12 protein-coding genes are annotated in these 13,671 nt (G+C 72.5%); 6 read left to right on the top strand and 6 right to left on the bottom strand.

Annotated elements, in window-relative coordinates:
* The first annotated feature begins 272 nt into the window (after nucleotides 1-272).
* Together ACFYOP_RS03300 and ACFYOP_RS03295 are read left to right on the top strand one after the other, a co-directional pair.
* Nucleotides 273-1,052 (top strand): cytochrome c biogenesis protein CcdA, encoded by a 780-nt coding sequence (locus tag ACFYOP_RS03300; RefSeq protein WP_356891004.1) that lies wholly within the window; start codon nucleotides 273-275, stop codon nucleotides 1,050-1,052.
* Nucleotides 1,053-1,166: 114 nt separating this feature from the next.
* Nucleotides 1,167-2,039: a F510_1955 family glycosylhydrolase gene (locus ACFYOP_RS03295; protein ID WP_356891006.1), complete on the top strand. Its 873-nt coding sequence runs from the start codon at nucleotides 1,167-1,169 to the stop codon at nucleotides 2,037-2,039.
* Nucleotides 2,040-2,153: 114 nt separating this feature from the next.
* On the opposite strand, the gene ACFYOP_RS03290 is transcribed toward ACFYOP_RS03295, so the two are convergent.
* The 5 genes from ACFYOP_RS03290 to ACFYOP_RS03270 form a co-directional block, all read right to left on the bottom strand.
* On the bottom strand, nucleotides 2,154-2,705 hold the full coding sequence (locus ACFYOP_RS03290; protein WP_356891008.1) for a copper chaperone PCu(A)C: 552 nt from the start codon (nucleotides 2,703-2,705) through the stop codon (nucleotides 2,154-2,156).
* 180 nt (nucleotides 2,706-2,885) lie between these two features.
* Nucleotides 2,886-4,025, bottom strand: coding sequence for a site-2 protease family protein (locus tag ACFYOP_RS03285; protein WP_356891010.1), 1,140 nt, complete (start codon nucleotides 4,023-4,025; stop codon nucleotides 2,886-2,888).
* A gap of 87 nt (nucleotides 4,026-4,112) precedes the next feature.
* Nucleotides 4,113-4,568 (bottom strand): PPC domain-containing DNA-binding protein, encoded by a 456-nt coding sequence (locus ACFYOP_RS03280; RefSeq protein ID WP_356891012.1) that lies wholly within the window; start codon nucleotides 4,566-4,568, stop codon nucleotides 4,113-4,115.
* A 261-nt stretch (nucleotides 4,569-4,829) separates the two neighbouring features.
* On the bottom strand, nucleotides 4,830-6,347 hold the full coding sequence (locus ACFYOP_RS03275; RefSeq protein WP_356891014.1) for a vanadium-dependent haloperoxidase: 1,518 nt from the start codon (nucleotides 6,345-6,347) through the stop codon (nucleotides 4,830-4,832).
* 61 nt (nucleotides 6,348-6,408) lie between these two features.
* A complete protein-coding gene (locus ACFYOP_RS03270) occupies nucleotides 6,409-7,041 on the bottom strand; it encodes an HD domain-containing protein (RefSeq protein WP_356891016.1) in 633 nt (210 codons plus the stop codon).
* Between the two features lie 761 nt (nucleotides 7,042-7,802).
* Between ACFYOP_RS03270 and panD the strand changes: the two genes are divergently transcribed.
* The 3 genes from panD to ACFYOP_RS03255 all read left to right on the top strand — a co-directional run bounded on the left by panD (nucleotide 7,803) and on the right by ACFYOP_RS03255 (nucleotide 9,896).
* The gene (panD, locus tag ACFYOP_RS03265) at nucleotides 7,803-8,225 is read left to right on the top strand and encodes an aspartate 1-decarboxylase (protein WP_356891018.1); all 423 of its coding nucleotides are present in this window, start codon (nucleotides 7,803-7,805) and stop codon (nucleotides 8,223-8,225) included.
* A gap of 170 nt (nucleotides 8,226-8,395) precedes the next feature.
* Nucleotides 8,396-9,226, top strand: a complete 831-nt coding sequence (locus tag ACFYOP_RS03260; RefSeq protein ID WP_356891020.1) for an MBL fold metallo-hydrolase — start codon at nucleotides 8,396-8,398, stop codon at nucleotides 9,224-9,226.
* Between the two features lie 34 nt (nucleotides 9,227-9,260).
* The gene (locus tag ACFYOP_RS03255) at nucleotides 9,261-9,896 is read left to right on the top strand and encodes an aspartate/glutamate racemase family protein (RefSeq protein ID WP_356891022.1); all 636 of its coding nucleotides are present in this window, start codon (nucleotides 9,261-9,263) and stop codon (nucleotides 9,894-9,896) included.
* Nucleotides 9,897-10,348: 452 nt separating this feature from the next.
* On the opposite strand, the gene gndA is transcribed toward ACFYOP_RS03255, so the two are convergent.
* Entirely contained in the window at nucleotides 10,349-11,791 is a 1,443-nt protein-coding gene (gene gndA, locus ACFYOP_RS03250) for an NADP-dependent phosphogluconate dehydrogenase (protein WP_356891024.1), read from the bottom strand.
* A gap of 229 nt (nucleotides 11,792-12,020) precedes the next feature.
* On the opposite strand from gndA, the gene ACFYOP_RS03245 reads away from it, so the two are divergent.
* Complete coding sequence (locus ACFYOP_RS03245) at nucleotides 12,021-13,301, top strand: ROK family transcriptional regulator (protein ID WP_356891026.1); 1,281 nt, start codon at nucleotides 12,021-12,023, stop codon at nucleotides 13,299-13,301.
* Nucleotides 13,302-13,671 lie beyond the last annotated feature (370 nt).

The raw sequence follows: 13,671 nt of genomic DNA, 5'->3' as shown, positions 1-13,671 counted from the left end.
GCCGGTGGAGGAGGACCGTCGCGGGCGTATGCCCGAGCCGCTCGGCGTGACTCGTTCTGGATCCGCACGGCGTCGGTGGGATGCGCGGTGCACGGAGGCCGTCGATCTCCTTGCGCAGGGCTACGAGTTCGGACCGGCACGGGTCCTTGTCGAAGCCCGCGGTCTCGCCCCGCGAGACCTGGGCGCCGCCCCCGCACCTCCGCTCGGCCCGGACGGCGCACCCCGACGGGACCGGGCGCGGCCGGCCCCGCACCTCACAGAAAGGCATCGCTTTGTCCGTCGACATCAGCCAGGTGGTCGGCTCCGGATCCCTGTTCCTCGCCGGGCCCGTCGCGCTGGCCGCCGGGGCGATCACCGTCGCCTCGCCGTGCTGCCTGCCCCTGGTCCCGGGCTATCTCTCGTACACCACCGGCATGACCGCGGCCGACGCCCAGGAGGCACGGAGTGCGCCGGGCGGCCGCGCCCGGAGCCGGGCCCTGCTGGGCACGGCCCTGTTCATCCTCGGCTTCGCCGCCGTGTTCACCGCCTACGGCGCACTCTTCGGGTCGGTCAGCACGCTGCTGCTGGCGCACCAGGACACCGTCATCCGGGTCCTCGGCGTGCTCACCATTCTGCTCGGCCTGATGTTCCTGGGCGCCCTGGAGCGCCTCCCGCCGCTCGCGCGTACCTTCAAGCCGCGCTTCACCCCGCGCGCCGGGCTCGCCGGGGCACCGTTCATGGGCGTGATGTTCGGCATCGGCTGGACCCCCTGCATCGGCCCGACCCTCGCCGCCGTGCTCTCGCTGTCCCTGACCACCGGCTCGGCGGGGCGCGGCGCCTTCCTGGCCTTCCTCTACGCCGTCGGCGTCGGCGTACCGTTCCTGGTGTTCACCCTCGCCCTCGGAAAGTCCCTGCGGGCGTTCGCATTCGCCCGCCGCCACACCCGTACGGTGCTGCGCGTCGGCGGCGCCCTGCTGGTGGTCGTCGGCATCGCCCAGGTCTCGGGCCTGTGGACGCTGATGATCTACCACCTGCAGACCACCTGGATCAGCGGCTACGAACTCCCGCTGTAACGGTGCGCGCGACCGGAGCACCCGTTCGCTGCGGCGCCGTACTCCCCAGCACGAACTCCGAAAGCGTCGCCCACGCCACAGGAGCCCGTTCCTCCCTCGCAAAGGACCTCTCCCATGACGTTCCGTTCCCGCTTCCGTCCCGCCGTGGCCGCGGCCGTACTCGCGGCCACCCTGACCGCCTGCGGTGGAAACGCCGAAGCCCCATCCGAGGAATCACCGGCTTCCGGGGTGGCCGTCAGTCACATCCACGGACTCGGCATCGACCCGGCCGACGGCCGGATGTACGTCGCCACCCACGAGGGCGTCATCGCCGTCGAGGACGACGGCTCCACGCAGCGCGTCAGCGACACCGCCGACTACATGGGCTTCACCGTGAAAGGCCCCAACACCTTCCTCGGCAGCGGCCATCCCGCACCGGGCGGCGGCGACCACGCCAACCGCGGTCTGATCGAGTCCACCGACTCAGGCAAGACCTGGAAGACCCTCTCCCTCGGCGGCAAGGCGGACTTCCACGCCCTGGAGTACGCCCACGACACGGTCTACGGATACGACAGCACCAACGGCCTGCTCCGCGTCAGCGAGGACGGCAAGACGTGGGACGACCGCGCCGAGCTCACCGCCCTCGACATCGCCGTCAGCCCCGACGACCCCGACCTCGTACTGGCCACCACACAGGCGGGCGTCGCGAAGAGCACCGACGGCGGCAAGACGTTCGGCCCCGGCGCCGAACCGGTGATGGCCTACCTCTCCTGGGCCGGGCCCGACGCCCTCTACGGCATCGACCCGACCGGCGCACTGCACCGCAGCACCGACAGCGGCAAGACCTGGAAGAAGGCGGGATCCGTGCCCGGCGGGCAGCCCCAGGCGCTCACCGCGGTCAGCGCCGACCGTGTGCTGGCAGCCACCCAGGACGGCGTCCACGAGACCCGCGACGGCGGCAGGACCTTCACCGAGCGCGTGCCGGTCGCCTCGGCGGCCGGCCACTGAACCAGGCGGGCGACGGCGGCGAACCAGGCGGGCGACGGCGGCTCAGCGCACCAGGGGCATCCCGACTGCGGACTCGTGACGCCACAGCATCGGGGAAGGCGTCACCGGGAGCCCTCACGGGCTGGGCGAGGGCGGGGTGAGGCCGGGGGCCTTGGTGGCGTCCTTCTCCTCGTAGGTCGGCAGCTGCGCGTGGACCTGGAGGGCTACCTCGCCAGCCCGTTCGAAGCGCAGGGTCACCCAGGCGAAGTCGCCGCCGCGCAGTTGCTCACGGAGCCCGCGCAGGAGCAGATGCGGCTGCTCGTCGTTTAGTGCGAGCAGTTTGCCGGTCGGCACGTCCACCGGGCCGCGGGTGTCGCCCGCGGCGGTGACGATGTCGACGGAGCGCGCGATCGTCGTTTCGGCGCCGAGCAGCCTGTCGGAGCGTTGGCCCTGGTTGAACAGCCACACGTACAGCGGGGCGTTGTCTCCCGGCTCCCACGGCCCGTCGGTGGGTTCGGCGATGTGGGCGTAGCGGATGAGCATCGAGCCGATGCGGGCGTTGGCGCCCGGCGGGTTGTACTCGTCCTGAGTGGCACCGCAGCCGGTGGCGGCCAGGAGGCATCCGGCCACCAGGGCGGCTGCGGCCGCTCTGCGCCGGCGGTGGGGAACGTGTTCTCTCAAGGCCACGGGAATCTCTCGCTCGGTCGTAGGGGCTTCACGGAGGTACGCATCTCTCTGTGTGCCCCGCGAGAGACCGCGGCTTCCTTCTGCTGGGCCGGACGGCCCGGTCGGCCACCGATGCGGGTGACGCGCCGCCTTCCTGCCTCGCCGTGACGGCACGGCAGCCGCCTCATGAGCGGCCCGGGCTCAGAAGGTCCGGCGTCGCCACGAGGAGGAGGACGCCAGCCAGGAGGTGACCCGGCTGATGTCGGAGGTGGTGACCATGCCCACGACTCTGCCGTTCTCGACCACCAGGGCGCGGTGCGCCGGGCTCTCTTCCAGACCGGGCAGGACGCGCACCAGCGGTCCGTCGGGGTGCGGCGTGGGGATGTCGGCGACCGGGATCATCACGGAGGCCACGGTGGAGTCCCGCTCCACCTCCGGAACGCCGGCGGCGGTCTTCACACTGACCAGCCCCACCGGACGATGCTCCTGGTCGACGACCGGGAAGGCGGAATGCCGGTACCGGAACTCCGGCGCGGCCAGGAACTCGGACACCGTCAGGGAAGCGTTCACGGTGATGGGGTCGCGCCCCATCGCCTGGCGCACCGGAACCCCGCTGAGCAGTTCCCGCAGCTTCGCCTGGCCGCCTTCCGACGTGGCCATGGCGAGGAGGAACCAGCCGATGACGACGAACCAGATTCCGCTGAGGGCCGCGCCGAGGAAGACGAAGGACAGGCCGATCGCGATCAGGAGCCAGCCCAGTGCCCGGCCGGCGCCCGTCGACACCGCGGTGGCGCGCAGCGGATTGCCGGTCCGGTGCCACACCACGGCCCTGAGGAGCCGTCCACCGTCGAGGGGAGCGGCGGGCAGGGTGTTGAAGACGGCCAGCAGGATGTTGATGGCCGCCAGCCATGCCAGTGCCTCGGCGACCAGTCCGGCCCCGTAAAGGGCGCGGAAAAGTCCGGCCAGGAACCCGAAGACCAGCCCGAGCAACAGGCTGACCAGCGGGCCGATCCCGGCGATGCGGACTTCGGCGGCCGGGGTGGGCGCCTCGCTCTTCAGCCGGGCGATACCTCCCAGGAGCCACAGCGTGATGTCCCCGACCTCCACGCCGTTGCGGCGGGCCACGAGGGCGTGGCTGAGCTCGTGGGCGAGGAGCGACAGCAGGAAGACGACCGCGGCCAGAATCCCGGTCACCCAGTACTGCCAGGCCGGCCGATCCGGGTAGGCGTCGGGGAACCGGCCCGCGAGGCCCAGGGCGAGCACGATGACGATGACCAGGACGCTCCAGTGCACCCCGAGCCGGATGCCGGCCACATGCCCGAGGGAAAAGGTCGCCTTCACAGCGCGTTCGCCTCCGTCCCCTTCCCTGCCGGGTGCCGTGCCGGCTGCCCTCGCGCGGGGTGCCGAAGGGGAGTGCCGGCACGGGCGTCACCCGGCGTGGTGCCACTCCTTCGAGGGGTCGATGAGAGCGAGGCCGATCTCCGGCCGGAACGTCTTCACCAGTGTCGCCGGGCTGCTGCGTATGACGATCTCCAACGTGGGCCAGACCTCGCCCTCCAGCAGGTGGCCACCGCGGGTCGTCCCGTCCGAGAGCCCCAGGACGGCGTGGACGTGCGGCGCCGGTCCTTCCTCGCCGACGGCGATGTCCCCGACCAGCGAGAGCACCTCGCACTGCTCCTCGACCGGAATGCGGCGGTAGTCCTTCTCGTCCCGGTCGAACCAACCGACGACGGCCCTCTTGAACGCACCCACCGCTGTGACCTGGGCGGCACGCAGTCCCCGCGCACGCACGAAGGCCGTCAGGACCTCCGTCGTCTCCTCGTCCGGATCGAGGACGAGCACGTACGTTGCCGCCGGAGGGTTTTCCACCAGTTGCCACTTCATGCCCGCCGGGTACCCGCATCCCGGCGAGTCAACAGCTTTCCCGGGGCAGGCTGCCGGAGTGGCGGTGACCGCGGACGCCCGTTGGGCAGGTGCCGCGCGGGTGCGCCGGCAACCCGACGGCCGAATCATCACTGACTCCGTGGAAATCCCCGCACCGACTCCGTGGAGATTCCCGCGAGGCGCGGCACGTCGAGGGCCTTGCCCGGGGCTGCCGGGCAGGCCCTCGACGCGGGGGGACGACGCGGTGGGGCAGGGGAGGGATCAGGCGTCCGGGTGGGTGCCGTCGAAGTACTGCTGCGCCTCGGCGTACACGTCGCGGGCGAGCTCACGGCCCTGGATGTCGGCCGCCGTGTGGTCGAATTTCCAGTGCACGCCGCCCCACAGGCGGGACAGGCCCACCTCCTTGGCCGCGTCGGAGAACGTGGCCCACTTCAGCTGGACGTCCTTCGACGGCATGTCGGTCTCGATGGCCGAGCTGCCCGCCTTGACGACACCGGTGCCGCCGTACCTGTCGGAGCCGGTGAACTGCTTGAGGATCTCCGCACCGACAGCGGTGAACCCGGTGTGCCCCGAGCCGTAGGCCGCGAACGCGGGCGTCTTGAGGTAGGGCTGCCACTTGGCGCCGTCGATCAGCTTGGTCCCCCGGTCGGGCCCGGCGTAGCCGAGGATCTTCTTGCCGTCCATGGCGTACCGGATCATCGTGATCGGGCGGCCGTAGTCGAAGTGGACCTTGGTCTTCCAGTCGACCACCGCCTCGTCGCCCTGGGCGACGTTGAGGGCGAAGTACAGCTTCACGTCCTCGTCGAGGCTGTGGTGATCGCGCTTGGAGACGAAGGCCGCCCACTCCTGGGGGATGGAAGAGGACGAGGTGTCCCGGTACTGCCAGTGCTCGGCGATCGCCTTCTGGCGCTCCGTCAGGCGCACGCTGATCTTCATCTGCTCGGCGATGGCGCGCTTGGAGGCCCCGCTGCCGTACCGCGGCGGCGCCGGCGGCAGGTAGCTGTCGACGTCATCGATGAGGAACGGCTTGACGTCGGCGAAGTGCGGGGTGAGGAAGTCGTGCGTCAATCCGTTCAGCGTCAGCGGCGTCCAGCGGCTCGGGTCGACGATCTTGCTCTTGTCGAAGTCGTCCACGTCCTGCGCCTGGTTGACGGGCTCGTAGTAGCCCTCCGGCGTTTTGTACGCCGGGCTGGCCTGCTGGTTGGAGCCGTCCCGGTGGCGGACCTCGAGCAGCGCGTCGGTCGCCTCGACCGCCACGGCGGCGGGCGTGCCCGCCTCGGCCGAGCCGGCCTCGGCCGCGTCGTAGCCGAGTTCCGCGAGCTTGGCGTCGAACGTCGCCCGCTGCTCGGGGAACAGGTCGCCCAGTGCCCGGTGCGCCGCGAAACTGATCGCCTTGCGCTTGTTCGCCTCGGTGCGCTCCGCCGCGGGGCGGCGCAGGTCGCCGCCGAGCTGGGTGCCCACGGCCTTCGCGTCGTACGCGGCCCAGGCGTCGTACATCGCGTTGTGCACGACGGCGAGGGTCCGTCCGCCGACCGGCGGCGGAGTGGGGTGCGGGGAGCCCTGGTTGTTCACCCGCATCGCCTCGCTGACCTGCTTGTTCCACTGCAGTACGACGCTGTCGCCGCCGGTGGCCGCCTGTGCCGCGGCCGGGTTCGTCGCGTCGTCGCTGGACACCGCGGAGGCGGGACCGGTGATCGTGCCGGCCAGGGTCATGGCGGTGAGGGACCCGAAGACAGCCCAGCGCTTCAGCGGGTTCGTCCGGTTATGGAGGGACTTCATGACGGTGCCACGGGTCCTTTCTCGGTGAGGTGTCGGGAGGGGCCGGCGGTCATGCGGTGGGTCACTCGGGCCAGCGCGAGCCGGTGATGATGTCGACGAAGTCCGGCCGTACGTAGCCCTCGGTGTAGCGCGCGAGCACATCGGCCTTGATGTTCCCGAAGGTGGTGTCGGGGCGGTGCGCGATGCCGTCGTTGAAGGCCCGCAGGATCTGGTTCTTGAAGTCGGGTCGCGGGTGGGCCGCGACCACGGCGGCGCGCTGCTCGTCGGTGATGTCGTCGTAGCCGATGCCGAGAACGTCGAGCTCGACGCCGGCGGTGACCAGGGCGATCTCCGGAGCCATGTACGTGGGGATTTCGGGAGTGGTGTGCAGGGCGATGGCCTCCCACACCACACGGGCCGAGTCCGCGGAGACGCCGCGCGCCAGGAGGAACTCCTTGGCGTCCTCGGCGCCGTCGATCTCGAAGCGGCGGGTGGAGGAACGATGCTTCTCGGCGAGCCCCAGGTCGTGGAACATGGCGCCGACGTAGAGCAGCTCGGGGTCGTACGACAGGCCGCGACGCTCGCCCTGCAGGGCACCGAAGAGGTACACGCGACGGGAGTGGTGGAAGATCAGTTCATCGGCCGTGTCACGGACCAGCTCCGTGGCCTCCTTGGCCAGGGCGCTGTCGGGAACCTTGATGTCGGCAATGGTCATGCGTGCTCCAGAGGGCAGGTTTCAGCGGCACGGAATGGGCGCCGGGGACGGGTGTCTGCGGGCGGGGTACGGTCCGGGGACGGCGGACGGGTGCGCCCGGCGGCGTGCGGCGACGGTCGCGGCCTTTGGCGGTCAACTACCGCGACGCGACCAGTGGTTGTGCTCGACACGCTCTCGTCGGAGACAGAGCAAGACACTAGGCACCGGTCCGCGGGAGCACAGGGGGCGTGCGGAGATTTAGTCAACTGGCCCGGATGTCGCACCGGGTTCCGCATGATGACCCAGCGGACCTGACAGGGCCCGAGCCGGTTGCTGCCGTTGCTTCCCGCTCATGTCCGCCGGACCCGCAGTCGGTACGCCGCCTGTGCGATCGGCTCCGGTCGACGCCGGTGCCCCTCGGTGGCGGGTGCGCCGGTGGCCCGGTCTCGGCCCCGGTCGGCCCTGCGTGCGCGAGCACGCTCCCTCGCCCGTACTTGCCGCGCGGTCGCTCGGGGCGAGCGTGTGGCGGCGCGCGACCCCCGGTCGACCGCCTTCGCTGCCCACGGCCGCCCGGACCGCCGGAGTGACGGTGATCACGGACGCCCTTCAGAGGGTGCGGCTTAGGCTTGTGCCGTCGTCGCGCGCGGGGTCCGGGGGCGATGAGCACGAGTCCCGAAGGACCCTGGGGAGCGCTGACCGGACACGCCCCTCGTTGTAAGGTAGGGAAACCGCCCTTGACCTGCAAAAACGCAGGCAGGGAGCCTAGCTCCAGGAGTACCTCGATGCTGCGCACCATGTTCAAGTCCAAGATCCACCGGGCCACCGTCACGCAGGCCGATCTTCACTATGTGGGCTCCGTCACCGTCGACCGCGATCTCATGGACGCCGCCGACCTGCTGCCGGGCGAGCTCGTCCACATCGTGGACATCACCAACGGCGCCCGCCTGGAGACCTACGTCATCGAGGGGCAGCGCGGCTCCGGTGTGATCGGGATCAACGGCGCGGCGGCGCATCTCGTCCACCCCGGTGATCTCGTCATCCTCATCAGCTACGCCCAGGTCGAGGACGCGGAGGCGCGCACCCTGGTGCCGAGCGTCGTGCACGTGGACGCCGACAACCGGATCGTCGCGCTCGGGTCCGACGCCTCCGAGCCCGTGCCCGGCAGCGACACCGCGCGCAGCCCCCAGGCGGCTCCCGCGCTCTGAGGTCCGCTCCCGAGACGACGCGCGCGGGCGTGCCGCGCCGCCGGGGCGCAGACTGGGAGCAGAAGTCTCTCGGCCCGGTGGTGGGCACGCCTCGAGCGTGGGGCCCTCGGGGACCGCGGGCGTTCGTGCCGGCGATCCCCTCCCTGTCACCAGGGGGTCCCGGAGCAGACATGAGTATTCACAAGATCGGTCCGGACGTCAGCGTCCTCAACGACTTCCTCGAGGTGCCCGGCATCGGCTACCTGCCGGTCAACGCGTTCGTGCTCCACGCCGCCGAACCCGTCGTCGTCGACACGGGCCTCGGACTGCCCGACCGCGACTTCCTCAACACGCTCGGCTCGGTCGTCGACCCGGCGGACGTCCGCTGGATCTGGCTGACCCATCCCGACCGCGACCACACCGGAGGGCTGTTCGCGCTGCTGGAGGCGGCGCCCCGGGCCCGCCTCGTGACGACGTACCTCGGCGTCGGCATCATGTCCACGGAGCGGCCGTTGCCGCTGGACCGGGTCCATCTGCTCAATCCCGGCCAGTCCCTCGACGTCGGCGACCGTACGCTCAGGGCCTTCCGGCCGCCGTTGTTCGACAACCCGGCCACGACCGGCTTCTACGACGACGCGTCCCGCACCTGCTTCAGCTCGGACTGCTTCGGCGCCCCGATGCCCACGGCCGAACTCGCCGCCGCGGGACACGTGGGCGACGTCAAGGACGACGAGCTGCGGGCCGGCCAGCTGCTCTGGGCGACCGTGGACAGCCCGTGGATCCACAACGTCGACCCCGCCAGGTACCTGGCCGGCGTCCAGCCGCTGCGGGACATGGCCCCCGAGGCCGTGCTCAGTACGCATCTGCCGCCCGCCGTCGGCCGCGCACCGCAGATGATCGACACGATCAGCGGGGCCCCGGGCGCCGACCCGTTCGTCGGACCCGACCAGGCCGCCCTGGAGCTGCTGCTCGCCTCCTTCGAGCCGGGAGAAGCGCCGCCGGCGCCCGCCGTGCCCGGCTGACGACGTCCGTGCCGCGGCGCGTAGCATCCCGATCATGCTGGCGCTGCTGCACACCTCCCCGGTCCATGTGCCCGTCTTCGACGGTCTGCGGGACAGCGAGCACCCGTCGCTGGCGGTGCGCCACCTCGTGCACGAGGAACTGCTGGTCCGCGCCGTACGCGAGGGACCCGAGGCCGTCGCCGGTGACGTGGCCGCCGTCCTCGCGGATGCGGTCGCCGGCGGCGCGCGCGCCGCGCTGTGCACGTGTTCCACGATCGGCGACGTCGCCGAGGCGTGCGGGCCCGCCCTCGGCGTACCGGTGCTGCGCGTCGACCGGCCCATGGCGGCCGCGGCGGCCCGGCACCGGCGGATCGCCGTGGTGGCGGCGCTGCACAGCACGCTGACGCCGACGGCCGCCCTGATCCGGGACGAGGCGGCGGGGCGCGAGACCGAACTGAGGACGGTGCTCGTCGAAGGCGCCTGGGAGCGGTTCGAGGCGGGCGACCGGGACGGGTACCTGGCGGCGGTGGCGGCCGCCGTGGACGACATCGGCGACGCGGACGTCATCGTGCTCGCCCAGGCGTCGATGGCGGCTGCCGCGGAGCGCACCGGCAGCCGCGTGCCCGTGCTGTCCAGCCCCCGGCCCGGCCTGCGGGCGGCGGCGGCCGCGGTGCACGCCGCCGCTTCCTGAGCCGCCCGCGGCCGCACGCGCCACGGGCGTGCCCGGGTTCCCCGGCCGTCCTGACGCTCCCCCGCGCACGCCCCCGGCGAGGCCACGCTCCGGTCCGCCCCGGCCCCGGCCCCGGTGAGATCGTCCCGTCGCGCGGGGAGTGGATCCGGCCCGCATGGGCACGCGGACGGGAGACATGCGCGACGGTACGACTTCGCACCCTGGAGGCCGGCATGACGCACCCGTACCCCGACCCCGCACCACCGGTGCCGACGCCCGACCCCGGGGCGCCGCCGGACCCGGGTCCGCTGCCCGGGCCGGTGCCGACGCCGAACCCGCCGCCGGTCCCCTCACCGGACCCGATCCCGAGGCCGCCCGGGCCGAGCCCCGACCCCGTACCGGAACCCGAACCTCAGCCGGGCCCTGCCGGGCCCTGACCGCACGGCCGGGCCCCGGCGAGGGGATCCGGCCCGTCAGCCCGCGTCCACCTCCGTGCGGTCACCGCCCCAGAGGGTGTGGAACGACCCCTCCCGGTCGGTCCGCCGGTAGGTGTGCGCGCCGAAGAAGTCACGCTGCCCCTGCGTGAGCGCCGCGGGGAGCCGTGTGGCGCGCAGCGCGTCGTAGTAGGCCAGCGCCGCCGAGAAGCCCGGGGTCGGCACGCCCTGCCGGGCGGCCGTCGCGACGACCTGCCGCCAGTCGTCCTGCGCCGCGCCGATCTCCTCGGCGAACTGCTTGTCCGCGAGCAGGCTCGGCAGGTCCGGCCGCTCGTCGTACGCCCCGCGGATACGGTCCAGGAACGCGGCCCTGATGATGCACCCGGCCCGCCAGATCGCCGCCACGGAACCGGCGTCCACGTCCCAGCCGTACGCGTCGCTGCCGGCCTGCACCTGGTGGAAGCCCTGCGTGTACGACACGATCTTGGACGCGTACAGCGCCTGCTCGACCTGGTCGGCGAAGCGCGCCGCGTCTTCGGGGGCCGGCGGCTCCGGCTGCGGGCCGGGCAGCGAGCGCGACGCGTCCCGCAGCCCCGTGTGCCCCGAGAGGGACCGCGCGAAGACCGCCTCCGCGATCCCCGACACCGGAACCCCCAGATCGAGCGCGATCTGCACCGTCCAGCGGCCCGTGCCCTTCTGTTCCGCCTGGTCCATGACGACATCGACGAACGGCTTGCCCGTCGCCGCGTCCGTGTGCGCCAGCACCTCCGCGGTGATCTCGATCAGATACGAGTCGAGGCGCCCCGTGTTCCACGTGCGGAAGGTCTCCGCGATCTGCGCGGGGGAGAAGCCCGCGACCGCGCGCAGCAGGTGGTACGCCTCCGCGATGAGCTGCATGTCGGCGTACTCGATGCCGTTGTGGACCATCTTCACGAAGTGGCCCGCGCCGTCCGGCCCGACATGGGTGACGCACGGCGTGCCGTCCGGGGCCTTCGCCGCGATCCGCTCCAGCAGCGGACCGAGCGAGGCGTACGACTCGGCCGAGCCGCCCGGCATGATGCTCGGACCGTGCAGGGCGCCCTCCTCGCCGCCGGAGATGCCGACGCCCACGAAGTGGATGCCGCGCTCCCGGAGATCCTTCTCCCGGCGCCGGGTGTCGGCGAAGTGGGCGTTGCCGCCGTCGATGATGACGTCGCCCTCCTCGAGCAGGGGCGCGAACTCCTCGATCACCGCGTCCGTCGCCTCACCCGCCTTGACCATGATCACCAGACGCCGCGGCCGCTCCAGCGCCGCGACGAACTCCTCCGCCGACTCGGCGGCGACGAACGTGCCCTCGTGACCGAACTCCTCCACCAGGGCGCGCGTCCTGGCCGCCGTACGGTTGTGGACGGCCACCGTGAAGCCGTTGCGGGCGAAGTTCCGGGCCAGATTGCGGCCCATCACCGCGAGCCCCGTGACGCCGATCCGAGCTGTTCCACTCATGCGTGTGCTCCTGGAAGTCCGTGGATTACGTGCGGCCCCTGCGCCCCTACGCATACGTACGGGCGAGGCGGGCCATTCACCGATCCTGGTGCCACGAGCGGACATCCGCACCCGATCCTCCGCGTCCTTGTCGGGTCGCGGCCGCACGTCGGTCGCCCGCGGGCGTCCGCGCCCCTGGCCGCGGAGCGGTGACCCGCCGGGGTATGTTGCGTTCCCGGGAAGGAGCACCATGGCGGAAGGCAAGAGGCGGACCGTGCGTGACCTGCGGCGCGGCAACCGCGCCCTGGTCCTGCGGCGGCTGTACTTCGACGGCCCGCTGAGCCGCCAGGAGCTCGGTCCGGCCACCGGACTCAGCTCCGGTTCGATCAGCAACGTCGTCTCCGAACTCGCCGCGGACGGCCTCCTCGAAGAAGCCGGCATCGTCGGCTCCGACGGCGGCAGACCGCGGACCCTGCTGCGCGTCGCTCCCGGCAGCGGACTCCTGATCGGCATCGACATCGGCGAGACCCGCGTACGGGTCGAACTCTTCGACCTCTCCCTCACCGAACTCGCCCGCACCGAGCGGCCGATCACCCGGCACGGCTACGACGTCGACCGCATCGTCTCCCATGTACGCGCCGCCGTCGCCGACGTCCTGCGCGACGGCGACGCCGACCCCGGCCGGCTGCTCGGCATCGGCATCGGCGTACCCGGCATCGTCGAACACTCCGCCGACGGCGCGGTCGTACACGGCCAGACCATCGGCTGGAACGCCGTCCCCTTCGAGCAGTTGCTGCGCAAGAGCGTCGACATCCCTCCCGGGGTACCGCTGTTCATCGACAACGGCGCCAAGACCCTCGGGCAGGCGGAGATGTGGTTCGGCGGCGGCCGGGGCGCGGCCTCCGCAGCGGTCGCCCTCATCGGCTCCGGCGTCGGCGCGTGCGTCGTCCACGCCGCCACGCCCGACGAGAGCGCCCGTACCGACGCCCTCGAATGGGGCCACACCGTGGCCCACATCCGCGGCCGCCGCTGCCGGTGCGGCTCTCTCGGCTGCCTCGAGGCGTACGCGGGCGCCGAAGCGCTGCGCGAGCGCTGGCGGGAAGCGGGCGGGTCGCTGCCGGCCGACGCGGACGACGAGTCCGCCCTCGGCGCGCTGCTGGCGGCGGCGTATCCCGAACGGGGCGCCGGGGACCGCGCGGCGCTCGCCCTCCTCGACGAGACGGCCGAGTACCTGGGCGCCGCCGTCGCCGACCTCATCAACCTCTTCCGGCCCGAGCGCATCCTCCTCGGCGGGTGGGCCGGGCTGCAGCTCGGGCCGCGCCTCCTGCCCGAAGTGCGGCGCTACGCGGGGGAGTACGCGCTCGCGCACGCGGCGTCCCGCACGACGATCGAACTGGGCCGGCTCGGTCCGGACGCGGTGACGGTGGGAGCGGCGACGCTCCCGTTGTCGGCGTTCCTGCACGGCGGCGGTCACGCGGCGGGGCGCCGCCAGGTCTGTCCGGGTCCGGGCGGGCCGGGCCGGGTCCGGTAGGTCCGGCCGGGTCTGGTAGGTCTGGCCCGGGCCCGGTCGGGGTCCGGTTCTGGACGTCCGGGCCGGTCGGGGTCCGGTAGGTCCGGCCGGGGTCGGGCGGGTCCGGGCCACCGCCCGGTGGTGGGTGCGGGTGCCGGGGTCTCCGGAGGGGGATGCCGGACTGCTGTACGCACCGCGCTTCGCGCGAGTTGCGTCGCTTCATGTCCGGTCACCCCCCTCCTCCGACCCCGCTCCCCTCCCGCCGGGTCGTGCCCGTCCCGCCCGGTGGCCGCCCCAAGGGGGTACCCCCTTCCCGCACGGGATGGTGCGAGTCGGCAACTGCCCGCGCGCGGATCCACTGCCGGGGGCGTCGGCCCGAGCCCTCGCTACG

The organism is Streptomyces sp. NPDC006294 (genome assembly GCF_042870895.1).
Taxonomy (GTDB): Bacteria; Actinomycetota; Actinomycetes; order Streptomycetales; family Streptomycetaceae; genus Streptomyces.
The sequence above is the reverse complement of the archived record's forward strand: the minus strand, read 5'-3'. Positions and strand labels throughout refer to the sequence as shown.